This window comes from Flavobacterium sp. LM5, assembly GCF_002017945.1.
Lineage (GTDB): Bacteria > Bacteroidota > Bacteroidia > Flavobacteriales > Flavobacteriaceae > Flavobacterium > Flavobacterium succinicans.
On sequence record NZ_MUFX01000004.1, the window covers coordinates 225,290 to 250,992 of the forward strand.

The following is a 25,703-nucleotide window of genomic DNA, read 5'->3' on the forward strand; positions in this document are numbered from 1 at the left end:
TCATCGTCATGAATTCTAATCAATTGCCCATAAACGAATATTCCAAATTTCAGTCCACTTACATAAACGCTCTTAACGGTGTTGATTTGTTAGAAGAACTTGAAATTTCATTGCATGATTTCATTCGATTTATTCAAAATTTGCCCATGGATAAATTTGATTATCGCTATGCCGAAGGAAAATGGACCATCAAAGATATCATTCAGCACGTTATTGATACCGAGCGCATTTTTAGTTATCGCGCTTTGCGTTTTTCACGCAATGACAAAACGCCTTTGCCTGGTTTCGAAGAAAATGATTTTGCCCAAAACACTGATGCCAATGCACGTAGTATTCAAGAATTATTGACTGAATTTTCTGCTGTACGTTACGCTACTTTATTGCTTTTTAAAAGCTTCAGCCCAAAACAGTTGCTGAATATTGGCATTAGTTCCAATGAAAATGTTTCGGTTCGAGCCATCGGTTTTATCATTATTGGACATCAAAAACACCATCAAAAAGTATTCGAAGAACGCTATTTGTAAAAAAGTATCGGTTATTTTTTTGAAACAGTAGCAATTGGCTTCTTTCAAACAAAGTCCCGCTATCCGCTATATCTTTGCTTTTGAAAAAAAAGCAAAGGATGCCGCTACTATCGGGGTTAAGTGATAAAAAACAGGCTTTTTAATAAGATGGGGAACCATAAAAAAAGAAGTTTACAGCTACCGTATCTGGAAAACTGTAAACTTCTTTTCTTTTTATAAGAATTAGAAAACTAAGATTTTGTTTCTTTTTCCAAAACCGCCAAGCCAATTCTAATTTTGTCATAGGACAATTGTTCCTCGAAAAAATCAAAATAAGGTTTAAGTGCATTAGGAGATTCTAATTGTAATTTCGCTTTTCTAATTTTACTAATTTCTTCAGGACTCACAAAACGACTAATATCTATCACATGGCCGTCAATAAATAATTTAGCAATATGCGACGTAATGGTACTAACACTTAATTTTCTTTTCTCAGCAATTTCTTCCACTGACAATCCTGATTGAAAAAGAGCTAAGGTTTCTTTGAATGTACTTCCTTCTTTTTTGGCCTTAACAGTCTTTTCTTTCTGAAACGCGATAATAGCTTTAATGAAAATATCTCCATATTTTTCTAGCTTAGCTTTACCAACACCGTCAATGGCCAAAAATGCTTCATCACTCATGGGTCTTTCTGTCTCTAATTGTTTTAAAGTCGCATCATTAAAAATCACATAGGCAGGAACACCTTCTTCTTTGGCCAACTCTGAACGAAGTTTTCTTAAACTTTCAAAAAGTGAATTTGCCGCCGCTTTTGTAGTTCGTTCTTTTACTTCAGGTTTTGTTTTATCTGCCTTAAGTACTGTGGTCAATTGCACTTTTTCGCCCTCAAATAAAACTTTTTTAGCAAAAGAAGTCAATCGTAATTTATTTTGCCTATGAAAAGCCACCTCACAATAGCCCAAATTAATCAATTGAATAAGGTATTGATTCCAATCGTACCAAGAAATATCAGCACCAATTCCGTAGGTCTTTAAATCTTGATACCCTTTATCATAAATGGAAGCATTTTTTGAACCTCTTAAAAAATCAACTACAACAGCCAAAGCCTCAGACTCTTTTAATCTTGCAATGGCGGATAATGCTTTTTGAGCGATAATGGTACCATCAAAAAAAGCAGGTGGGTTTTTACAAATATCGCAGTTACCACAAGTATCGCTTACCAATTCACCAAAATAAGAAAGTAAAATCTTGCGACGACAACTTAACGCATCGGCGTACTGCTTCATTCGCTCCAATTTAGCCAACTGCACTTCAGCATTTGCACCTTCCGAAGCAAATTTTTGAAGTTGAATCACATCGCCATAACTTTCAAATAAAATGGTTTCTGATGGTAACCCGTCACGACCAGCACGACCTATTTCTTGGTAATAACCCTCAATATTTTTGGGCAAATTGTAGTGAATCACCCATCGCACATTCGATTTATCGATTCCCATTCCAAAGGCAATAGTAGCGCAAACTATTTGACAATCATCATTAATAAAGGCATCTTGCACTTTTGAACGCGTTGCACTATCTAAGCCTGCATGGTAAGCAGCGACATTAATACCTGTTTTTTGCAACTTTTCTGAAAGTTCCTCCGTAGTTTTTCGACTCAAACAATATATAATACCAGATTCATTGGGCTTATCCTTAATAAAATCAATAATTTGTTTTACTCTATCCAAAGCCGGGCGCACCTCTAAGCTTAAATTTTTTCTATCAAATGAAGCAACAAAAATTTTAGGATGCACTAAGTTCAATTGGTCTACAATGTCTGTACGTGTTGCCTTATCAGCCGTAGCTGTGAGTGCTAAAATTGGAGTAGAAGGGAAGCGGTTTTTTAAAAAACCTAAATTGGTATAAGCAGGTCGAAAATCATGACCCCATGAAGAAATACAATGTGCTTCATCAATGGCAATTAGACTAATAGTCATGCTGGCAAAAGCATTTTCAAGATAGGATAAACTTTCAGGAGCAATATATAATAATTTGTATTCTTTGGTTTTAAGGGCATTAATTAAAGATTGCTGTTCATCAGATGATTGACTACTATTAATAAAACAGGCTTTAATTCCGTTGGCTTTTAAGCTATCCACTTGGTCTTTCATCAAAGCAATTAGAGGAGAAATCACCACCGTTATTCCGGGTAAGACCAAGGCTGGCAATTGAAAACAAATCGATTTTCCACCACCCGTAGGCATGATGGCTAAGGTATCTTGTCCAGATAGGATACAAGTAATAATTTCTTCTTGGTTCGGTCTGAATTTTTCGAAACCGAAATTCTCTTTTAAAGCGGCATGTAAAATAGTACTGTTCATAATGGCGTATAAAGGTTTGAATTACAAATATAAAAAAAGGAACTCATTGCTACAGAGTTCCTTTTTTTATATTTTTTGAAAATAAAGAATTAATCTTCATCCTCATCATCGTCTTCATCAATTGGATCGTTATCATTGTCTTCATCGTCCTCAGGATCCAAATCTGGTTTGTCAGAATCGTCATCATCGTCATCATCATCAGACACGGCATCTTCATCATCTAGTTCAATTCCAGAAATTGGAACTACAACATTGTCGATATCATCATCCTCATCAAAATTTTCAATTCTGTCCGCCAATTTCATACTTACTTTTACTAAATAAATAGTATCTTCTGTACGCACTTCAACAGCTTCAATTAACTCATTCTTCGCATTTTTAAAACGAATAATATCCGAATCATCATACCCATCAGGAAATTTTTCAACTAAAAGGTTTAAAATTTCATTAGTTAATTTAGCGTAATCAACAATCACTCTTTTCATAAAATATTTTATAAATCTAACAAATAAGCGAAAATTAATGGAGCCACAATCGTAGCATCCGATTCAATAATAAATTTAGGAGTATTAATATCTAATTTACCCCAAGTGATTTTTTCATTTGGAACTGCCCAGAATAAGAACCATAACTTGTAGTTGAATCCGAAATTTGACAGAAATAACTCCAAAACGGAACATCATGCATTTCCATATCTTGATACAACATTGGTACCACACAGATTGGAAAATCACCAGCAATTCCACCACCAATTTGGAAAAATCCAATTCCGTTTGAAGAATTTTTAGAGTACCAATCCGCTAAGAAAGTCATGTATTCAATACCCGATTTCATAGTCGAAGCTTTCAATTCACCTTTGATTACATACGAGGCAAAAATGTTACCCATAGTACTATCTTCCCAGCCAGGAACAATAATTGGCAAGTTTTTTTCGGCAGCGGCATACATCCAGCTATCTTTTAAATCAATTTCATAATATTCTTCCAAAACGCCTGAAAGCAACATTTTGTACATGAATTCATGTGGGAAATAACGTTCTCCTTTGTCATCTGCATCTTTCCAAATTTTATAAATGTGTTTTTGCAAACGACGAAATGCTTCATGCTCAGGAATACAAGTATCGGTAACACGGTTCAATCCTCTTTCTAATAAATCCCACTCATCTTGAGGCGTTAAATCACGGTAGTTTGGTACTCTTTCGTAATGAGAGTGCGCTACTAAATTCATGATATCTTCTTCTAGATTGGCTCCAGTACATGATATAATTTGAACTTTATCTTGACGGATAACTTCGGCAAAAATCTTTCCGATTTCGGCAGTACTCATCGCACCAGCCATACTCACCAACATTTTGGCACCGTTGTTTAATTGTTGTTCGTATCCTTTTGCAGCATCTACTAAAGAGGCTGAATTGAAATGCAAATAATGCTTTTCTATAAATTGACTGATTGGTCCTTTACTCATTTTTAACTGTTTAAAGCATTAATATTCAATAAATTATATTTCAAATTTAAAAAAAAATTAATGTAAATATTAAGATCTAATTTTTATTTTTTCCGTAACCTAAAATTTTCAATACATCCTCAGAGGTTTGTTGCTCTGAGAATACTTCTGTAGCCAAAATTCCATTTTCATCCCTATCAATTAAGATATGCTTAGGCTGTGGAATCAAGCAGTGATGCAATCCACCATAACCGCCAATAGTCTCTTGGTATGCACCAGTATTAAAAAAACCAATATACAAAGGTTTTTCTTTAGAATATTTAGGCAAATAAATGGCATTCATGTTTTGCTCTGAATTGTAATAATCATCACTATCACAAGTCATTCCACCGAGTAATACTCTTTCATATGTGTCATTCCAACGATTTACTGCTAGCATTATAAATCGTTTGTTGATCGCCCAAGTATCTGGAAGAGTGGTTATAAATGAAGAGTCGATCATATTCCATTTCTCTCTATCATTTTGTTGTTTTTGATATAAAACTTGATAAATAGCACCGCCACTTTCACCAACTGTAAACGATCCAAACTCGGTAAAAATATTAGGTACATCTACTTCGGCTTCTTCACAAGCTATTTTGATTTGATTGATAATTTCATCAATCATATATTGGTAATCGTACTCAAAAGTTAGTGAGTTTTTAATTGGAAAACCACCTCCAATATTCAAACCATCCAAAGTAGGGCATTCTTTTTTCAAGGCTACATATACTTTGATACATTTTACCAACTCATTCCAATAATAGGCATTGTCGTTGATGCCTGTATTAATAAAAAAATGCAACATTTTGAGTTCCAATTTTTTATTTTCTTTGATTTCTCTTTTATAAAAAGGAACAATGTTTTTGTATCCAATCCCTAATCTAGAAGTATAAAATTCAAATTTCGGTTCTTCCTCAGCTGCGATTCGAATGCCGATTTTGAATTTGTTTTTTATTTGCGATTGCAATAAATCCAATTCTTCATAATTATCAATAATTGGAATGGTATTCTTATGACCGTTGTTGATCAATCGAGCAATATTTTCAACATATTGATCTCTTTTGAAACCATTACAAATTACATAAGTGCTTTTGTTGATTTTACCATTTTCTAGTAAATTTTCTACAATGTTAATATCAAAAGCAGAAGAAGTCTCGATGTGGATATTGTTTTTAAAAGCCTCATTCATTATATACTCAAAATGAGAACTCTTAGTGCAATAACAATAGTAATACTTAGCCTCGTACTTGTTTTTTTCCATCGATTTACGAAACCAACTTTTGGCTTTGTTAATGTTGTTGGAAATTTGAGGCAGGTAGGTAAACTTTAACGGAGTACCATATTTTTCAACCAATTTCATCAAATCAATATTGTGAAATTGCAGGTTGTCTTTATTTAATTTAAATTCTTCTTGAGGAAAGTAATACGTTTGATTGATTAAGTCGGAATATTTAGTGTTCATTCTTTAGATGTAAAATTTGTTAAATAATTGAGTTTTCAAACTTTATTATTTATTCAAACCCTAATATTAGCGTACCTAATTTGCAATTTTTCGTTTTCTGTTTTAATGTACTGAAAAGGGTCAAAATTTACACAACCAATCATGGTATAAAAACGATAGAAAGATTTAATTAAAAATCGTTCTTTTCGGTTTTTATCCTTGTTGTTGTTGGTATTATTCTGATTTTTTTTCATCGGTGCAAATGTAAAAAATTTAATCTTCGAAAAACAATGCTTTGCTTAAAATAACTTTTAATTTTCGTAATCTTTAAAGGCTTCAAGAATTAATTCGTTTTCAACTATTTGATTAATTTTGATACCACCGATTCCCTCAATCAGTGCAAATTGAATGGTTCCATATTCATTTTTCTTGTCATGAATCAGAAGCTCGAGAATAGGATCAATGTCTTCATTGTTAAAAATAATCTTGTCGTAAATAGCGTGAATCGTTTTTTTAATTTCTTGATATTCTTCGGTAGTTAGGAGACCTTTTTCTTTTGAAATATAAGCTTCTAATATCATTCCAATAGCTATTGCTTCACCATGCAACAAGGTCGTTTTTTCTGCATTTTCCAAAAAATAACTTTCAATTGCATGACCTAAAGTGTGACCAAAATTTAAAGCTTTTCGAATTCCTTTTTCAGTAGGATCTTGCATCACGATTTCATTCTTTATTGCTACAGAACGATGAATAAGTGCATCAAATTCATCATAATTTATTGCGTCTAAAAACAAGAATTTTCCCCAATACTCTTTATCATAAATCAATCCGTGCTTTAGCATTTCTGCCAATCCAGATCGCATTTCAATTTGTGATAGCGTTGCTAAATAAGCGGTATCAATTAAAACCATTTTTGGAACATTAATGACTCCTATTTGATTTTTTAAATTTCCTAAATCAACCCCATTTTTACCTCCAACTGAAGCATCAACCATAGATAATAAAGTAGTTGGGATATGAATAAAATCAACCCCACGTTTGAAAGTTGAAGCCACAAAACCACCTAAATCGGTCACTACACCTCCTCCTAAATTAAGAATCAGGGTTTTTCGATCCGCACCTAATTCGGTCAATACTTTCCAAATCTCAATACATGTCTCAATGTTTTTATTCGCTTCACCTGCATCGAATTCAATAATCTCTATAGCTAAATCGGTTTCTAATTGAGGTAAAAACGTTGGCAAACAGCTGTCTACCGTATGGCTATCTACAATAATAAAAAGATTAGAATACTTATGTTCTTTTAAAAAAAGATTCAGGTGATCGTAAGCACTTTCGTTAAAATGAACAGGGTAATTGTTGGCTATTATTGTTTTCATACTTTTCAAAATAATTAAGTCGCAAAATAAGGCAATTTTTAGTTATTAGAATTCAAAACTCTATCTATATTTGCAATAAAAATGTAACAAATAATGAACAATTTATTTAATAACACACAAGTTGCCTTTGCTTTAAAAAGTGATACTGAACTAGATAGAGCTTATTTTTTGTTTAAAATGATTGCAAGTGAACCCTTGGTTCGAATTGGAACTGCTGTAACTAATTTTGCAATTAAAGCAAACTTACCCGTTGAAAGTCTTATCAGAGCTACCGTTTTTGATCATTTTTGTGGAGGTATCAACGAAAACGATTGTTTAAGTGTAGTAGATAAAATGTTTACCAAAGGCGTTTCGTCTGTTCTAGATTATTCTGTGGAAGGCAAAGAAGAGGAAGCTCAATTTGATGCGGCTCTAAAAATGACTTTAAAAACAATAGAATTTGCCAAAGAACGACTCGCTATACCGTTTGCTGTATTTAAACCTACTGGTTTGGGCAGATTAGCTTTGTATGAAAAATTAGGGGAGAAAAAAGAGCTAACAGCTGAAGAAACTATAGAATGGAACAAAATTGTAGAACGCTTTGATACCGTTTGCAAAGAAGCCTACATTAAAGATGTTGCCTTGTTAATAGATGCAGAAGAAAGTTGGATGCAAGATGTAGCGGATGAATTGGTTACCACTATGATGCGTAAATACAACAAAGAGAAAGCAATAATCTTCAATACTTTACAAATGTACCGTTGGGATCGTTTGGATTATTTGAAAAAATTACATGAGGAAGCCAAAAGAGACCAATTTTTCATCGGTATGAAATTAGTTCGCGGGGCTTATATGGAAAAAGAAAATCTTCGTGCCCAAGAAATGAATTATCCAACCCCAATTTGTGCCTCAAAAGAAGCAACCGATGCTAATTATGATGCTGCAGTTACTTACATGATGGAGCATTTGGAGTTTATGTCCATTTTTGCAGGAACACACAACGAATTAAGCACCTACAAATTGATGGATTTGATGGAAAAAAACGGTGTTAAAAATAATGACCCTCGTATTTATTTCGGTCAATTGTATGGAATGAGCGATAATATCAGTTATAATCTTGCTGAAAACGGCTACAATGTTGCTAAATATTTACCTTTTGGTCCTGTGAAAGATGTAATGCCATACTTAATAAGACGAGCAGAAGAGAATACTTCCGTTGCTGGACAAACCAGTCGCGAATTATTATTGATTAAAACTGAAAGAAAAAGAAGAAAGGAGAAAAATGCTTAATTTGCAACGTCTGATTTTTGGGTGTGATTTTTTTTAAAAAGGAAATACCTTATATTTGGCGCTCAAAATAATCCAAACAAGTAATAATCTTTTGAAAATAAATCAAATACCATTTCTTGTGCAATAAGGAACAAGATCGATTTTTATTTTCTAAACACAAATATTGACAAAAAATGAAATTATTAGAAGGAAAAGTAGCCATCATTACTGGCGCAAGTCGTGGAATTGGAAAAGGAATTGCCGAAGTTTTTGCCAAACATGGCGCTAATATTGCTTTCACATACAGCTCATCTGTTGAATCCGCTTTGGCTTTAGAAAATGAATTGAATACAATGGGTATCAAAGCCAAAGGTTACCAATCGAATGCAGCAGATTTCAACGAAGCACAAACTTTTGTTGACGCAGTTTTAGCAGATTTCGGCTCGGTGGATATTTTAATCAATAACGCTGGAATCACTAAAGATAATTTAATGATGCGTATGTCAGAAGCTGATTTTGATCAAGTGATTGATGTGAATTTGAAATCGGTATTTAACATGACAAAAGCCATTCAAAAAACCTTTTTGAAACAACGTGCGGGTTCTATTATCAATATGAGTTCAGTGGTTGGAGTAAAAGGAAATGCTGGCCAAACGAATTATGCCGCCTCAAAAGCAGGTGTGATTGGTTTTTCAAAATCAGTGGCTTTAGAATTGGGGTCTCGTAATATTCGTTGTAACGTAATTGCACCAGGATTTATTGAAACCGAAATGACCGCCAAATTAAGTGATGATGTTGTCAAAGGTTGGAGAGAAGGAATTCCTTTAAAACGTGGTGGTTCTACAGACGACGTAGCCAATGCATGTTTGTTCTTTGCATCAGATATGAGTGCTTATGTTACTGGACAAGTGCTAAACGTTTGTGGTGGAATGCTTACATAAAAAACTTTGGTTTTTAGATCCAATTCAAAGTGAAATCTAGCTAAAAAAGCTATATAGTATTGCTAAAACATGACGTAATTACCATTAAAATATGACGATAAACACGATTCTATTCCTGCTCATTGCAATAGTTGTAGCTGCAAGTTTGTCGTATTTTCAGTACTTTTACAAAGCCAAAAACCAATCCAAAGTATATTGGTTTTTGGCTTTTTTACGTTTTGTTACCATTTTGGGAGTATTCGTGTTGTTAATCAATCCGATCATCAGTACCTCTCAGTTGGAAGTCATCAAAACACCTTTACCCATTATAGTTGACAACTCAAGTTCGGTTGTTTTTTTGAATGCTAAAACACAAGCTACCGAGTCGTTTGGCAAAATTATTTCCAATACAGCCATTCAAAACAAGTTTGAGGTGCAGTCGTATGTTTTTGATACCGCATTGCAACAATCGGATGCTTTTAATTTTAAAGGAACACAAACGAAAGTGGATGTTGTGGCCAAAGATTTGAAGAGTTTGTATAAAAACCATCATTTTCCAACCATTCTTATTACGGATGGGAATCAAACTTCGGGCAATGATTATGTATTTGCTTTTAAAGCCGATAATCCTATTTTTCCAGTTGTTTTAGGCGACACTACAGCGGTTTTTGATTTAAAAATCAATCAGCTCAATGTGAATAAATATGCGTTTTATAAGAACAAATTTCCTGTTGAAGTTTTTGTACACTATTCAGGAAACAGACCGGTTAATGCTAATTTCTCCATTTCAGAGGCTGGTAATACACTTACCAAACAGCAAATCAATTTTTCTCCCAATAAAAAAACAGCCAATTTTACGGTTCTTTTACCTGCGGATAAAATAGGATTACACCTTTTTAAAGCTTCAATAGCTTCAAGTTTAAAGGAAAAAAACACGTACAATAATTCCAAAAATTTTGCGGTAGATGTTTTAGATCAAAAAACAAGTATTGGCATTGTTTCGGCTATAAACCATCCTGATATCAGTGCTTTAAAACGCGCCATAGAAACTAATGCACAACGTAAAGTAAACATTATTAAGCCTCAGGAAATCAAATCATTAAAAAATTATAATGTTTTGATTATGTACCAACCTAACACTTCTTTTAAGACTATATTTGACAACGCAAAAACGGCAGGGATCAACACCTTAACCATTACTGGAATGGCTACCGATTTTGTGTTTTTAAACCAACAGCAAACCGATTTGGCGTTCAAAATGAGCAATCAGAAAGAAGACTATTTACCTTCTTTTAATACCAAATTCAATTTGTTTGCCTCTGAAAATATTGGTCTTGACAATTTCCCTCCTTTGATTCATCCATTCGGAACAGTGACAACTCGAGAAAACGTATCGATTTTACTTTTTTCAAAAATTAGAAGTATTGACACCGGAATGCCACTTTTAGCTTTTGCAGAGGCAGGAGGAAAACGAAGCGCCTACTTATTGGGAGAAAATAGTTGGAAATGGCGTTTGCAATCGTATGTGCAGCAACAATCTTTTGATAAATATGATACATTTATTGACAAAGCAATTCAGTTTTTAAGTTCAAATAGCACTAAAAAAGCCTTAAATGTAACGCATGAAAATTTTTATAATTCAGGAGAAGCCATAGCCATTACGGCAGAGTTTTTTAATAAAAATTATGAATTTGATGAAAATGCTCGATTAACTATTTCGGTCACCAATACCAAAAATAAGCAACAAAAAAATTACGACTTACTTAAAAGCACTAATACTTATCAGGTCAATTTAGATGGACTTTCGGCAGGTAATTATACATTTACTGTAAAAGAACTCAATACAAATTCAACCTATTCTGGACGATTTGAAATCTTAGACTTTGACATTGAAAAACAATTTGTTACACCAGACTACTCAAAACTAAACCAATTAGCAGAGCAAACCAATGGAAAAACGTTTCTCCCTAAACAAGTTGATCAATTAATAGATCAATTACTTGCGGTTGAATCGTTCAAGCCGATAGAGAAAGAAATTACTTCAAAATTTCCTTTGATTGATTGGATATGGCTTTTGATTATCATCGCCATTTGTTTATCTGCTGAATGGTTTCTACGTAAATACCATGGATTGTTGTAAATTTAGAACTTGTATTTAAATCAACCTCATGGATTTTAGATTAAAAGTTTTTTTCACTGTAGCCACTCGGCTTAATTTTACTAAGGCAGCAGCAGAGTTGTATATTAGTCAACCTGCCGTTTCAAAACATATTCACGAATTAGAGGAGACCTATAATACCAAACTTTTTGAGAGAAATGGTTCGAAAATTGCGTTAACTCCCGCTGGACATCATTTGTTGAAACATACCAAAGCTATTTTCGATATTTATAGAGATATTGAATTTGACATGAGTACTTTTGTAAGTCAACGTAAGGGATTGCTTAGACTTGGTGCTAGTACCACGATTTCTCAATATGTAATTCCTCCTGTTTTAGCACAATTTCATCAAAGGGAAACAGATATCAGTATTCAATTGACAAATGGAAATACCGAGCAAATTGAAACAGCTTTACTTCAAAAAGAAATTGAAATTGGAATTGTAGAGGGACAATCCAAAAATCAATCCATCAAATATGTTCCTTTTTTGAAAGACGAATTGGTTTTGGTTTGTCATTCTAAGCATCCTTTAGCTAAGCAAAATGAGATTTCAATTGAAGATTTGAAAACACTTCGTCTGTTGACACGGGAACGTGGGTCTGGAACACTTGAAGTTATAACTTATGCTTTGAGAAAACACAACATTCAACTCTCTGACTTGCAAATTGAAATGGAATTGGGAAGTACCGAAAGCATCAAGTCGTATTTATTGCATTCAGAATGCTTGGCTTTTATGTCAATATTTTCAATAGAAAGTGAACTGAAGAGTGGAGAATTGTCTATTGTAGATATTCAGGGACTCAGCTTTGAGCGCGACATTTATGTTATTACTTTGATGGGGAAGTCGGATACTTTGGCTACCTTGTTCATTCAAAGTCTATTCAAGTATTATAACTTAGAGTTATAGTCTATCTTTTTTTTGAATTGGCATTTGCGGTATAATCGTCGGATCTTTGCATAGTAATATTAACAAACATCACAATGGAAACGATCTCAAATAAAAAACACGCACCCAAACAACATTTATTTCAATTGAATAGAACTACACAACAAATTATATTTGTATTATTATTAATGTCTTGTGCAGTTTTTCCAATTATTTCACCCCCAGTTGCCTTATTAATAGGATTGATAATCGCCAATTTGTTTGGTCATCCTTTTTTGCATTTAAATCACAAAGCTACTTCTGTTTTGTTGCAAATTTCAGTAGTAGGTTTAGGTTTCGGTATGAATTTGCATAGTGCCATTGATGCGGGAAAAGAAGGATTTCTGTTTACTGTGGTTTCTATTTTTTCAACCTTAATTTTAGGTTATTTTGTGGGAAAATGGATGGGTATTGACAAAAAAATCTCACATTTGATTTCTTGTGGTACCGCTATCTGTGGTGGAAGTGCCATTGCAGCTATTGCTCCAGTTGTCAAATCTAATGAAAATCAAACATCGGTAGGGTTGGGTGTTATTTTTATTTTGAACTCAGTAGCGTTGTTTTTATTTCCTGCTATTGGTCATTGGTTAGAACTTTCACAAAATGATTTTGGTTTGTGGTGTGCTATTGCGATACATGACACGAGTTCTGTTGTAGGTGCAGCCGACAAATTTGGTGCCGAGGCCTTACAAGTGGCTACTACAGTCAAATTGGCTAGAGCTTTATGGATTATTCCGATTGCTATTGGATCGTCATACATTTTTAAAAGTGGAAAAAGCAAAGTTAAAATCCCTTACTTTATATTCTTGTTCATCTTAGCTTTAGTTGTAAATACTTACATGCCATCGGTATCAACAGTAGCGCCTTATTTTGTAACGATTGCCAAAGTAGGTTTAACTATTACATTATTTTTAATTGGTTCTGGTTTAAATATCAGTAAATTGAAAGAAGTGGGTGTGAAACCTTTATTGCAAGGGGTGTTGTTATGGGCTTTTATCGCTTCTACTTCTTTGTTTGTAATTATGAAACTGAGTTAATTTATAGTAGTATATTTTTTGTTTTTTATTAATAAAGAGGCTGTTTGGTAATACGAAACAGCCTCTTTCATGCTTTGTATATTTGTTTTTTGTAATTCAATTTCATCAAAATGTATTTGATAGTTGTTTTGAATTATTGGATCTTCTATCATTTTAATACTAAATTGTTTTACGGACTGTTTTGGTGATAGTATGGTCAAAATATTATCTTTTATTAAGCCTAAATCCTGATAAGTTGCGATAAAAGCTCTTGGTTGATAGTTAGGTTGCAGTACGTCTTGTCCATAAAATTTACTTTCGTACTTAAAATGCAGCAAGCCAAAAAGAGTAGGCATAATATCTATTTGTGACATCAGTTGGTTGTATTTTACAGCTTTTGGTTTACTCGGATTGTAGATAAAAGCTGGAATTCTGTATTTATCTAATGGCAATTCAATTTTTCCAGCGCTTGAAGCACAATGGTCTGATACAATTACAAAAATGGTGTTGTTAAACCAAGGTTGTTTTTTAGCCATTTTAAAAAACTGTTTCAATGCGTAATCGGTATATTTTACGCCACCTTCACGAGATTTTGCATCACCTGGAATATCTATTTTGTTATTAGGATAAGTAAAAGGTCTGTGATTACTAACAGTCATCCAATGTGAAAAGAAGGGTTTTCCTGTTTTTGCATCAGCATTCATAGTTTGAATCGCTTTTTTGCCCATATCTTCATCGCAAACGCCCCACACATTGGTGAAGCTAATTTCACTTTGAGTAAAAGTTTTTTTATCAATAATGTTATAACCATTTCCTCCAAAAAAAGATTCCATATTATCAAAGAAAGCGTCTCCGCCATACAAATAATTTACTTTGTATCCTTTCTTTTTAAAAATAGAAGCTGTAGTAAACTTGTTTTTATTGTCTTTCCTCTTTACGACACTTTCACCTGCTGTTGGAGGCAAACAAAGTGTTACAGCTTCAAGACCTCTTACGGTTCGATTCCCCACAGCATACAAATTGGTAAATTCTAAACTTTTATCAGCCAAGCTATCCAAGAATGGGGTGATGTTCTTTTCATTGCCGTATCGTTTCATAAAATCAGCGCTTAGACTTTCAATAGTAATAAGTACCACATTTTTTTTAATTTCTAAACTGTCAGAAGTAATAGCTCTTTGAGTAGTTGTTCCTTTAATTCCTGGTAGTGAATTGTGTAACAGGGCGTATGCTTCGTTATTTGGTAATGTTTTGTAAAACTTAAAATAATCCAATTCGCTGTTCATAAATGCCAAATAGAACTTATAAATTCCGTTGGATTGTAGTTCATTGGTGAAAATATTGGTCGAATTTTCTTTTTTTGCCAAAGTAGGAATTGCCCAAAAAGAAAGCGCAAAAAAGCTCAAGAAAATCAAAGACAGGCTTATTTTTTCTTTGAAAGTAGGAAGCTTAACCAAATAACTTTTGGTTCTTTTAACAATAAAAAAAGTTATGCCTCCAACTACTATAAATAATGCGGTAAAAATAGGAATCACAGGATAAGATTCCATAATGTTGCCAATTACTTCATTGGTATAAATCAAATAATTGACTGCAATAAAGTTGTACTTTACTCCAAATTCGTTCCAAAAAAAGTATTCGCTGATGCCATTTTGTAAAAGCAGTAAAACATATAAAAAGATAACAAAACTGAACATCCACAAGCGGAAACGCTCACGGTATTGAGGTAGAAATAAAAACAAACCAAAGAATACGGTTTTAATTCCAACAAAGGCAATTCCAATTTTTGGTAAAGCGCCACCGTATTCATCCAAAATAGTATTTCCTAACGTTACATAACCCAATAAAGAGAGAAGTAATGCAAAAATGATATAACCGTATGGCTTATTGTATTTTGAATTGGAAATAAAAACCAAATAGAGCCACAGAAATCCACTGGCGATAGTGAATACAAACACATCTGAACAAAGTCCTAGTCCATAAATTTGAATTAGTTCTAGAAAAGTAAAAGAACTTTGTGTAATGGGATGAACCATCAAAACAGTTCTCAACACAAAACTAATACTAAGATAAAAAAGGGATAGGTAGTAAAACGGGGAAAGTTTTTTTAAAAAAGGCATTCTATATTATTTTTATTCAAAATTATACTTGTATTGCTGCAATTGGTTTAAGATTCATTTAAGATTGACTTAAGATTTGCTTAAAGTAAACTAAAATTAAGATTCCCTTAAAATAAGTAACAACAAGTTGAGTTTGACTATAAATGCAATACTTTTACTTTATGAATTTAACAAATGTTTATATGAAGAATGCAATGCTACTTTTATTTCTTTTTTTGACCGCAAGTGGTTTTTCTCAAAACTGGAAAACCAATTTTGATGATGCAAAAGCAGAAGCTACTAAAGAGGACAAAAATATCGTTTTGGTATTTTCTGGTTCTGATTGGTGTGCGCCTTGTATGAAGTTAGATAATGTAGTTTGGAAATCAGAGGCGTTCAAACAAGAAGCAGAGAAGAACTGGGTCATTTATAAAGCCGATTTTCCGAAGAAAAAAGCCAATCAATTGGCTCCAGATTTAACCGCTGCGAATCAAAAATTAGCCGAAAAATACAATCGTGGGGGAAGCTTTCCTTTAGTAGTATTGTTAGATAAAACTGGGAAAGTGTTAGGAATGACGGGGTTTAAAAATGTTTCTTCCAGTGATTATATTCAATTGATTCATTCGTTAGAGAAAAAATGAAAAAAATAATTCTTTTATTCCTATTAACATCAGTAATCGCTTTTGGGCAAGTGACCCACAAGCGAAAATTAAATATGCTAGGAAGTCCCTTCGAAATGACGGTTGTTGCTAAGGATACAACTCAAGCCAACATTTATATTGATGTGGCAATTGCCGAAGTAAAGCGTATTGAAAATTTAATTTCAGATTGGATTCCAACGACACAAATATCTCAAGTGAGTAAAAATTCGGGCATTCAACCCGTAAAAGTTGATAAAGAAGTCTATGATTTGGTGGAACGCGCAATAAAAGTATCACAACTTACTTCTGGCGCTTTTGATATATCTTATGCTTCAATGGACAAAATTTGGAAATTCGACGGAAGTATGAAGGCTATGCCTACTCCCGAAGCCATTAAGCAATCGGTAGCTAGAATTGGCTATCAAAAAATTGTTTTAGATGCCAAAGCACAGACTATCTTTTTGAAAGAGAAAGGAATGAAATTAGGCTTAGGCGGTATTGGTCAAGGCTATATCGCTGATAAAATCAAAGATTTATTGCTATCAAAAGGTTGTACCTCTGGAATTGTAAATGTTTCGGGTGATATTAACGCTTGGGGCTATCAAACCACTGGTAAACCTTGGACTGTAGCCATTGTTAACCCAATGAATAAAAATAAAGTATTTGCTACTTTTCCTCTCGAAAATAGTTCGGTGGAGACTTCGGGCAGCTATGAGAAATTTGTGGTTTTTGAGGGCAAACGTTATTCTCACATTATCGACCCTAGAACTGGTTATCCAGCACAAGGAGTGGTGAGTGTTTCTGTTTTTGCTAAACAAACTGAAATTGCAGATGCTCTTGCTACTGGAATTTTTGTTTTGGGAGTTGATGTAGGCTTGAACTTAGTCAACCAGCTAAAAGGTATTGGATGTATAATTGTTGACGATAAAGGGGAAATACATACCTCTAAAAATATTGATATTAAAAAATTTAACTAATGAAAAAATTACTTTTTGCTAGTATACTAGTAGCCGCTTTACAATCTTGTACTTCTGTAAAAGAATATGAAAAAGTAGCTATAAATGACCCTGATATGAAGCTTGCCGCAAGAGCATCAGAACGTTATGAAACCACTTTTCAGGTCTACAGAGAAGCTTCTGCTGGAGCTAATGGAGGAAAAACTGGTGGTGGTTGTGGATGCAACTAAAACCTTAAGATAATTTTTTTAATTGAAATTTAAATAATGAAAAAAGCCTTATCCATTCTATTATTGTGTATGGTTTTCTTTGCCAATGGGCAACAGAAAGATTCTACAGCAGTTGGATTTAAGAAAAGAGTATTAGAAACCACCGAAGTTGATTTCTTGTTAAGCTACTACAAACAAAATGGGATACATTCAGCTGTTTCTGGTGGTAGCGGAACCGAAAACCTGACCGATATTACAGCTGCAATAGTGGTAGCAATGCCATTAAGCGATGATGAAGTTCTGACTGCAGATATTGGTATTTCTGCTTATTCTTCAGCTTCATCAAGTAATATAAATCCTTTTGATAGTAATACACCAAACCCTTGGCAATCGAGTTCGGGAGCATCGCAATCAGACCAATTGACGAGTTTGGCTTTATCGTATTCTGCAAGTTCTGATGATAGAAACACAATTTGGAATGCACACGTTTCTGCTTCAGTGGAATATGATTATTCTTCTATTGGATTTGGTGGTGGAGTTACCAAAGAATTTAATGATAAAAATACAGAAGTAAGCCTTTCTGCTAGTGCGTATTTGGATACTTGGAAACCCATTTATCCGAAAGAATTACAAGATTTCAAAAATAATGGGGATAATTTGAACGGCGGAATATTTGATTATTTTACCATTACTGGAAATACTGCCTATAATCCGAGTCAATTCGAATTTCATAAGGATAAGAAAAGAAATTCTTATTCCGTATCGTTAAGTTTGTCGCAAGTGATTAATAAAAAATTGCAAGCATCGGTGTTCTTGGATGTACTACAACAGCAAGGTTTGTTATCTACACCTTATCAAAGGGTGTATTTCAAAGATGTGGCAGCTTCCTTTATCAATAATTTTCAATTGGCTAATGATATTGAACGCTTACCAGATTCAAGATTTAAATTACCCATAGGAGCAAGGTTACATTATTACATCAATGAACGCTTTGTGTTGCGAACCTATTATCGATTCTATTCTGATAACTGGGGAATACAGTCGCATACCGCTAGTATCGAATTACCAATCAAGCTAACAGATCGCTTTACGGTTTTCCCTATGTATCGCTATTATACACAAACCGCTTCTGACTATTTTGCGCCTATCAATACGCATTTATCTTCTGATAGATATTATACTTCAGACTATGATTTGTCTGCTTTTGATGCCAATCAGTATGGATTTGGAGTCAATTATACCGATATTTTTACGGGAGCAAAAATTTGGAAATTTGGCTTAAAAAATATCGATTTCAGATACAATCATTACGATAGGAGTGATGGTTTGAAAGCTGATATTGTTTCACTTGGATTCAAGTTTTTAATGCAGTAACTATGAAAATTCTTATTGTAGAAGACGAAGTTGGAATTGCAGATTTCCTCAAGCAAGGTTTAGAAGAAGAGGGCTATACCGTATTGGTGGCTTATGATGGAGAAGCTGGTTTAGCTTTGGCATTAGAGCAAAAAGTAAACGTCATTTTACTAGATTGGATGCTCCCGAAAATGAACGGAATAGATATTTGCAAAGCACTAAGAAAAGTAGATAATCAAACGCCAATTTTGTTTTTGACTGCCAAAGATACTGTACAAGAAACCATAGAAGGTTTGAAAGCAGGAGCGAATGATTACATCAAGAAACCTTTTAGTTTTGATGAATTAATTGAACGAATTAAAATTCATTTTAGAAACACGGCTTCCAATGACAAATTGGTTTTAGGCACTATCACTATTGACCCTTCTAAACATCAAGTGCTACTGGGCAATCAAGATGTTAATCTTACGCAACGCGAATATGAATTATTAGTATATTTAATCAAAAATAAAGGAAAGGTTTGTACTCGAAATCAAATCATTGAGGACGTTTGGGATATTCATTTTGAATACGATACAGGAGTTATTGATGTTTTTATGAACGCCATCCGAAAAAAACTCAATCTGAACAAAGAAGAAGATCTCATCAAAACCATTCGTGGCGTTGGCTATATTGCGAATGATTAATTTTACATAAATATGTTTTCATTTTCATACAAAGACAGAATTGCCTTTAACTATATTTTGAGCACTGGGCTCTTAATTTCTGTAGTTTTCATTGTGATTTATCAAAGTATGAAATACAATGTGAATACGCATATCAATGAAGACATTCAAACTGAGGTTCAAAAGCATTTAGAAGAAATAGAAATTGATCGCAACAATACGTATTTGATTCAAGTAGATCAATGGCGTGCTAGAGAGCATAACACAGTAACCGTAAATCCTGTTTTTGTACAGTTTTTTGATAGTAACAATCAATTAATTGACAAATCCCCCAACTTGAAAGGCTTGCAACTTAAAATGTATAAAGAGTCTTTTGACAACAAATTCATTGATACCTATTTAAATAAAACACCTATTCGTCAGATACAAGTTCCACTGTATGACGAACAGAAAATTGTAGGTCATCTGTTTGTAGCAATGTCATTAGATGATGCGCAAATGATTTTGAATAATTTACGCAACACCCTTTTCGTTTCTTTTCCTTTAATACTCATTTTACTTTTTCTTATTGCTCGATTGATTGCAGGTCGAAGCATAAAACCTGTCACCGCCATTACTGAAACGTCTAGTAACATTACAAAAGACAATTTAAAAGGACGCATCGTTTTACCTCAAAACAAGGATGAACTTTACACGCTTTCCAAAACAATCAATGATTTGCTGGATCGAATAGAAAATGCCGTAGAGCGAGAAAAACAATTTACTTCGGATGCTTCACACGAATTAAGAACACCGCTAACGGTTTTGAAAGGTACTTTGGAAGTATTGATACGAAAACCGAGAACACAAGCAGAATACGAAGAAAAAATTGCATACAGTATTAAAGAAGTCAATCGTGTGAATAACTTGGTGGATCAATTATTGCTCTTGGCGCGTTTCGAAAATCAAAAACAACAATTAAGAATTGAAAAGGTGTATTTGAACGCATTGATTTTGGATACTTTGACGATGTATTCAGAAAAGATAAAATCAAAGAAAACAACCGTTGTTAGTCAATTTACTGCTGATTATTATATTGAATCCGATCATTATTTAGTCGCCATAATTATTGGAAACATTATCAGTAACGCCATCAAGTATTCTGGAGAAAATACTGTGGTCACCATTGATTTGAATAAAGACGAAAAAGGTACCCAATGCATCATTACCGACCAAGGAATTGGTATAGCCAAAGCCGATTTGGATAAAATTTATAACCCTTTTTATCGTTCTAATGCGACCAATCATCCTACGATAAAAGGCTCTGGATTAGGACTTTCTATAGTGAAAAGAATTGCAGAATTACTCCCTATGGATATTGAAATTTTTAGTGAAACTGGCAAAGGAACTAAAGTAGTCTTAAGTTTTCATTAATCTCTTTTTAAGCCGTTCTTAAGATATTTCATATATTTACCACTTACTTTTGTACCAAAGCTTGATGCTGTAACCATTTGAAAGTAGTTGGATATGTCTGTCAAAAAAATAACGACCCTTTTATTTCTATTTGTTTTTGTGTATTCCAACACAGAAATAGGGCAGTTATTCAAAATTCCCAATTTGTATCAGCATTATTTAGAACATCAAAATCACAACCAAGAACAAGCCTTTTCGTTTATCGATTTTACCATCAGCCATTACAATAATTTAAACAAACACACCGATACTGATGGGCACGATAAACATGAAAATTTGCCGTTTAAAAGTCAAACCATAAATCTCGACACGGTTGTCTTGGCTTTTGAGGAACCTCAATCTATTTTTACTTTAAAAAAACCTATTCTTGTTGCTGTAAATCAATCACTTCCGATTTATAAAGAATGGTATATTTCTAACGTATTTAGTTCTATTTGGCAACCGCCTAAACTAGTTTAAAATTATCTTTATAATTAATTATCTTTTTGATAGTTACTATTTCGTGAGTTACTAGATTTCTAATAATTCTAACGTATAATTTTTAATTTACTAGTATGCTGAATAAAATCATAGCATTTTCTATCAACAATAAACTTATAGTATTGTTGTTTACTTTGAGCGTGTTCGGTTTCGGATTATTCTCTGTATTCCAAATTTCTATTGGCGCTGTGCCTGACGTGACCAACAATCAAGTGCAAGTGATTACCACTTCACGCAATCTTTCGACTCAAGATATTGAGCAATTTATTACGTATCCTGTAGAGATTGAAATGGCCAATTTGCCCGGCGTAAAAGAAATTCGTTCCATTTCAAAATTCGGATTATCGGTCGTAACGATTGTTTTTGATGACGATTTGGGAACTTATTTGCCTCGTCAATTAATTGCCGAAAAAATAAAAGCCGCTTCCGAAAAAATCCCGAAGGTTTTGGTACACCCGAAATGGGACCAATTACCACTGGATTGGGAGAAATTTACCAATACACTTTGGAGGTAAAACCTCAGTTTAAAAACAACTATTCCATAACCGATTTAAGAACAATTCAGGATTGGATTGTGAAACGACAATTATCTGGAATCAATGGAGTGGTCGAAATCAATACTTGGGGTGGTTATTTAAAACAATACGAAATCAGTATTCGTCCTTCGGAATTAAAGGCGATGAATTGTAGTTTGACTGAAATTTTTACCGCTTTGGAGAAGAATAACAGTATTGCTGGTGGGGCTTATATCGAAAAAACAAATCAAAGTTATTTCATTCGTGGCGAAGGAAAAGTCAATAGCATTCAGGATATTGAAAATATTGTGGTTAAAAACACCAATGGTCTTCCCGTTTTGATTAAAAATATTGCCAAAGTTCAATTTGGTCACGCCAATCGTTTTGGAGCGATTACCGGAAATGGAGAAGGAGAGAAGGTGCTCGGACAAGTGATGATGCTTAAGGGCGCCAACTCAAAACAGGTAATTAGTGATGTCAAAGATAGAGTAGCCGAAATCCAAAAATCACTGCCAGAAGGCGTGTATATCAATGGTTTTTTAGAAAGAAGTGAACTCGTTGGAAAAACCACCTTTACGGTAGCCGAGAATTTAATTTTAGGCTGTTTGATAGTAATCTTTGTGGTGGTTTTATTGCTAGGAAATTGGCGTTCTGGATTGGTCGTGGCTTCGGTGATTCCGTTGTGTTTGTTGTTTGCCATTTCGTTTATGAATATTTTCGGAATCGATGCCAATTTGATGAGCTTAGGTGCCATTGATTTTGGAATTATTATCGATGGAGCTGTAATTATTGTCGAATTTATTGCCTTTCAAATTGCTCAAAATTCGGCACATTTGGCGGGATTAAATAAAGAAAATCGCCAAATAGAAATTGACCAAATCACCTATAAAAGTGCATCCAAAATGATGAATTCTGCCATTTTTGGTCAGTTAATCATTCTGATTGTTTTTATTCCGATTTTGTCTTTGTCAAGCATCGAAGGAAAGATGTTCAAGCCAATGGCTATGACGTTTAGCTTTGCTTTATTGGGCGCGATGATTTTCTGTTTTACTTATGTTCCTGTTGTGGCTTCGATGTTTTTAAAACCAACAAGAGAAAATCCAAACTCGATTTCAGAGAAGCTAATTCGTAAATTAAATTCTTGGTATTTACCAGCAATTACTTGGGCTTTGGGAAATACCAAAAAAGTATTGTACGGAGCCCTTGCGTTATTGGTGTTTTCGGGAGTTTTATTTAGTACTATGGGAGGTGAATTTATTCCCACCTTAGACGAAGGAGATTTTGTGATTCAACCTGTTTTAAAAACAGGAACTTCTTTGACTAAGACCATTGAAACTACTACTAAGATTGAGAAAATTATCCTTAAAAATTTCCCAGAAGTAGAGCAAGTCGTATCAAGAATTGGCGCCGCCGAAGTCCCAACCGACCCAATGTCGATGGAGGAAAGTGATATTATTGTGAAACTAAAACCTAAATCAGAATGGGTTTCCGCCACTTCCAAAGATGAATTGGCCGATAAAATAAAAGAAGCAATAAACGCCCAAATTCCGAATATGGAAATCGAGTTTACACAGCCTATTGAAATGCGTTTTAATGAGTTAATTTCTGGAACTCGTTCTGATGTGGCGATTAAGATTTTCGGAACCGATTTGGATGTTTTGTCTAGAAAAGCGCACGAAATAGAACGCGCCATCAAAAAAGTTCCTGGCGCTTCCGATGTTATCATAGAAAAAACAGAAGGTTTACCTCAAATGGTAGTGCATTTTGATCGCTCCAAAATTGCGCGCTACGGTTTGAATATTGAAGATTTGAACGACGCCATCGCGCTGAGCTTCGCTGGAAAAGTAGTGGGAAATGTTTTTGAAGGCGAAAAACGATTCGATATGGTGATTCGTTTAGACCAAAGCAACAGAAAGAGTATTGAGGATTTGAAAAACCTATATGTTACGGTTCCCAATGGCGCTCAAATTCCGTTAAATGAGTTGGCTACTATTGAATATGCCGAAGGTCCAGCCAAAATATCACGTGACAATACCAATCGACGTATTGTCGTTGGAATCAATGTTCGAAATCGAGATTTACAAAGTGTGGTGACCGATATTCAAAAGATTGTAGACACGCAAATCAAATTACCAGCGGGTTATTATGTGAAATACGGCGGACAATTCGAAAATTTAGAAAGTGCCAAAGCCCGATTGCTTATTGCTGTTCCAATCGCTTTATTGTTGATATTTATACTGTTGCATTTTGCTTTTGGCTCAATGAAAGAAGCTTTGATGGTGTATTCGGCGATTCCGTTATCAGCAGTGGGAGGAATTTTGTTGTTGTGGATTCGCGATTTGCCTTTCAGTATTTCGGCAGGGGTTGGTTTTATTGCCCTTTTTGGAATTGCAGTATTGAACGGAATCGTGCTTATTGAACATTTTAAAGAACTAAAACATCAAGGAATGACCGATATGAATGCCTTAATTTTGAAAGGAACTACCGACCGTTTGCGTCCAGTGCTATTGACCGCCGCCGCTGCTGCTTTAGGATTTTTACCAATGGCGATTTCGTCATCGGCAGGAGCAGAGGTACAACGTCCTTTGGCTACTGTAGTGATTGGTGGACTTTTTACAGCTACAGTATTGACCTTGATTGTATTGCCAATTCTGTTCAAAGTCTTTGATTCAAAAGAATTCAAAAGACCAAAATTGAAGAAAGGCAAAAAGCACCTAACTGTTATTTTACTTTTGTTAGCCAGTAGCTTTGGATTTGCCCAAAACACAGCGATGTCACGAGAAGCGGTAATAGCTAAAGCTCTTGAAAACAATAAAGGCATCAAGGCTGAAGCATTGCAAGTCAATAAAATGCAAGAAAATATCAAAAGCAGTTTTACTTTCGAAAAAACCAATGTATATTATTCGTATGACCAAAATAATTTGGCCTTGAATAATCAACCGCTAAAAGTTTTTGGAGTACAACAACGATTTCTATTTCCTACCGTTTATGGCGTGCAAAAGAAAGCGAATAGCTCAGAATTTGAAAAAGAGAAAGCCAATTTTGAGCTTCAAAAAAACAAACTTTCACTGCAAGTAGCCAAAACCTATGAGCAAATCGTGTATTGGCAACATCAGGAACGTTTGTATTCTTATTTAGATAGTTTGTACCAAAATTTCTCTAAAGCCAGCGACCGTCGTTTCGAATTGGGCGAAACCAATTATTTAGAAAAAATTACAGCCCAATCGAAATACAGACAAATTAAAACCAAGCTCACGCAAATTAACTTTGAGAAAAAAGCACAATACGAATCTTTGCAAGCTTTGGTGCAATCCGATGAAAAAATAAGCATTCTTGAGAAAGAATTAGTACCAATGGCTACTTTGGATACTACCTTAAATAAAGCTATTCATGTTGCTTATTTAGAGAGTATTAGTAAAATGTATAAATCTCAGATTAGCTTGCAAAAACAACATTGGTTACCCGATTTGAATTTGGAATATTTTCAAGGACGAAATAACGGTCTGTCACAATCTTTGTATGGCTTTCAAGTAGGTATTGCGGTTCCTATTTTGTTTTCAGGAAATGTTTCCAAAACCAAAGTAGCACAATTAGAATCGCAAAGTTGGGAAGAGCAAAAGCTTAATCAAGAACAAAAAATGACGCAATTTATCCGTCAACAGCAAAATGAAATTGCCAAGTACCAAGAAAGCATCAATTATTACAACGCCACTGGGAAAAAATTATCTGAGGAAATCATCAAAGTGGCGAATAGCAGCTATAAAAATGGAGAAATTGACTTTTTTCAATACATTCAGAGTTTAGAAAATGCTGTGGCAATAAAAATAGAATATGTAGAAGCTGTGCTACAGTTCAACAGCAATCAATTAGAATTACACTACCTTAATTTTTAGTTTAGATT

18 protein-coding genes and 2 pseudogenes are annotated in these 25,703 nt (G+C 34.1%); 14 read left to right on the top strand and 6 right to left on the bottom strand.

Annotation, left to right across the window (positions count from 1 at the left end):
• Positions 1-8 precede the first annotated feature (8 nt).
• Positions 9-524: a DinB family protein gene (locus tag BXU11_RS13195; protein WP_078212856.1), complete on the top strand. Its 516-nt coding sequence runs from the start codon at positions 9-11 to the stop codon at positions 522-524.
• 230 nt (positions 525-754) lie between these two features.
• Here BXU11_RS13195 and recQ read toward each other — a convergent pair whose 3' ends face one another.
• The 5 genes and pseudogenes from recQ to aroB form a co-directional block, all read right to left on the bottom strand.
• Positions 755-2,863, bottom strand: coding sequence for a DNA helicase RecQ (gene recQ / locus BXU11_RS13200; protein WP_078212857.1), 2,109 nt, complete (start codon positions 2,861-2,863; stop codon positions 755-757).
• Between the two features lie 89 nt (positions 2,864-2,952).
• Positions 2,953-3,348 (bottom strand): hypothetical protein, encoded by a 396-nt coding sequence (locus tag BXU11_RS17875; protein ID WP_024981774.1) that lies wholly within the window; start codon positions 3,346-3,348, stop codon positions 2,953-2,955.
• Positions 3,349-3,356: 8 nt separating this feature from the next.
• Positions 3,357-4,327: pseudogene (locus BXU11_RS13210) on the bottom strand (deoxyhypusine synthase family protein).
• A 76-nt stretch (positions 4,328-4,403) separates the two neighbouring features.
• Positions 4,404-5,810, bottom strand: coding sequence for a decarboxylase (locus BXU11_RS13215; protein ID WP_024981776.1), 1,407 nt, complete (start codon positions 5,808-5,810; stop codon positions 4,404-4,406).
• 290 nt (positions 5,811-6,100) lie between these two features.
• Entirely contained in the window at positions 6,101-7,168 is a 1,068-nt protein-coding gene (gene aroB / locus BXU11_RS13225) for a 3-dehydroquinate synthase (protein WP_078212858.1), read from the bottom strand.
• A gap of 93 nt (positions 7,169-7,261) precedes the next feature.
• Here aroB and BXU11_RS13230 point away from each other — a divergent pair, with 93 nt between their 5' ends.
• The 5 genes from BXU11_RS13230 to BXU11_RS13250 all read left to right on the top strand — a co-directional run bounded on the left by BXU11_RS13230 (position 7,262) and on the right by BXU11_RS13250 (position 13,456).
• Positions 7,262-8,437: a proline dehydrogenase family protein gene (locus tag BXU11_RS13230; RefSeq protein WP_078212859.1), complete on the top strand. Its 1,176-nt coding sequence runs from the start codon at positions 7,262-7,264 to the stop codon at positions 8,435-8,437.
• A gap of 173 nt (positions 8,438-8,610) precedes the next feature.
• Positions 8,611-9,357 carry a 3-oxoacyl-[acyl-carrier-protein] reductase gene (fabG, locus tag BXU11_RS13235; protein WP_024981780.1) on the top strand — a complete coding sequence of 249 codons (747 nt, stop codon included), beginning with the start codon at positions 8,611-8,613 and terminating at the stop codon, positions 9,355-9,357.
• Between the two features lie 91 nt (positions 9,358-9,448).
• On the top strand, positions 9,449-11,476 hold the full coding sequence (locus tag BXU11_RS13240) for a hypothetical protein (protein ID WP_078212860.1): 2,028 nt from the start codon (positions 9,449-9,451) through the stop codon (positions 11,474-11,476).
• A gap of 28 nt (positions 11,477-11,504) precedes the next feature.
• Positions 11,505-12,401: a LysR family transcriptional regulator gene (locus BXU11_RS13245; RefSeq protein ID WP_078212861.1), complete on the top strand. Its 897-nt coding sequence runs from the start codon at positions 11,505-11,507 to the stop codon at positions 12,399-12,401.
• A 74-nt stretch (positions 12,402-12,475) separates the two neighbouring features.
• Complete coding sequence (locus BXU11_RS13250) at positions 12,476-13,456, top strand: YeiH family protein (RefSeq protein WP_078212862.1); 981 nt, start codon at positions 12,476-12,478, stop codon at positions 13,454-13,456.
• On the opposite strand, the gene BXU11_RS13255 is transcribed toward BXU11_RS13250, so the two are convergent.
• Positions 13,453-15,552, bottom strand: a complete 2,100-nt coding sequence (locus BXU11_RS13255) for an LTA synthase family protein (protein WP_078212863.1) — start codon at positions 15,550-15,552, stop codon at positions 13,453-13,455. The two genes, BXU11_RS13250 and BXU11_RS13255, sit on opposite strands and share 4 nt — an antisense overlap.
• A 161-nt stretch (positions 15,553-15,713) precedes the next feature.
• On the opposite strand from BXU11_RS13255, the gene BXU11_RS13260 reads away from it, so the two are divergent.
• The 8 genes and pseudogenes from BXU11_RS13260 to BXU11_RS13295 all read left to right on the top strand — a co-directional run bounded on the left by BXU11_RS13260 (position 15,714) and on the right by BXU11_RS13295 (position 25,695).
• Entirely contained in the window at positions 15,714-16,172 is a 459-nt protein-coding gene (locus BXU11_RS13260) for a thioredoxin family protein (protein ID WP_223253735.1), read from the top strand.
• Positions 16,169-17,149: an FAD:protein FMN transferase gene (locus tag BXU11_RS13265; RefSeq protein ID WP_078212864.1), complete on the top strand. Its 981-nt coding sequence runs from the start codon at positions 16,169-16,171 to the stop codon at positions 17,147-17,149. The genes BXU11_RS13260 and BXU11_RS13265 overlap by 4 nt, the downstream gene beginning before the upstream one ends.
• A complete protein-coding gene (locus tag BXU11_RS13270) occupies positions 17,149-17,358 on the top strand; it encodes a DUF4266 domain-containing protein (protein ID WP_078212865.1) in 210 nt (69 codons plus the stop codon). Before BXU11_RS13265 ends, BXU11_RS13270 begins: the two co-directional genes overlap by 1 nt.
• Before the next feature lie 36 nt (positions 17,359-17,394).
• Positions 17,395-18,711 carry a DUF3570 domain-containing protein gene (locus tag BXU11_RS13275; protein WP_078212866.1) on the top strand — a complete coding sequence of 439 codons (1,317 nt, stop codon included), beginning with the start codon at positions 17,395-17,397 and terminating at the stop codon, positions 18,709-18,711.
• A 2-nt stretch (positions 18,712-18,713) separates the two neighbouring features.
• Positions 18,714-19,376: a response regulator transcription factor gene (locus BXU11_RS13280; RefSeq protein WP_078212867.1), complete on the top strand. Its 663-nt coding sequence runs from the start codon at positions 18,714-18,716 to the stop codon at positions 19,374-19,376.
• Positions 19,377-19,388: 12 nt separating this feature from the next.
• On the top strand, positions 19,389-20,768 hold the full coding sequence (locus tag BXU11_RS13285; RefSeq protein ID WP_078212868.1) for a HAMP domain-containing sensor histidine kinase: 1,380 nt from the start codon (positions 19,389-19,391) through the stop codon (positions 20,766-20,768).
• A gap of 93 nt (positions 20,769-20,861) precedes the next feature.
• The gene (locus tag BXU11_RS13290; RefSeq protein WP_078212869.1) at positions 20,862-21,266 is read left to right on the top strand and encodes a hypothetical protein; all 405 of its coding nucleotides are present in this window, start codon (positions 20,862-20,864) and stop codon (positions 21,264-21,266) included.
• Between the two features lie 95 nt (positions 21,267-21,361).
• Positions 21,362-25,695 (top strand): annotated as a pseudogene (locus tag BXU11_RS13295) (CusA/CzcA family heavy metal efflux RND transporter).
• Positions 25,696-25,703: the final 8 nt, after the last annotated feature.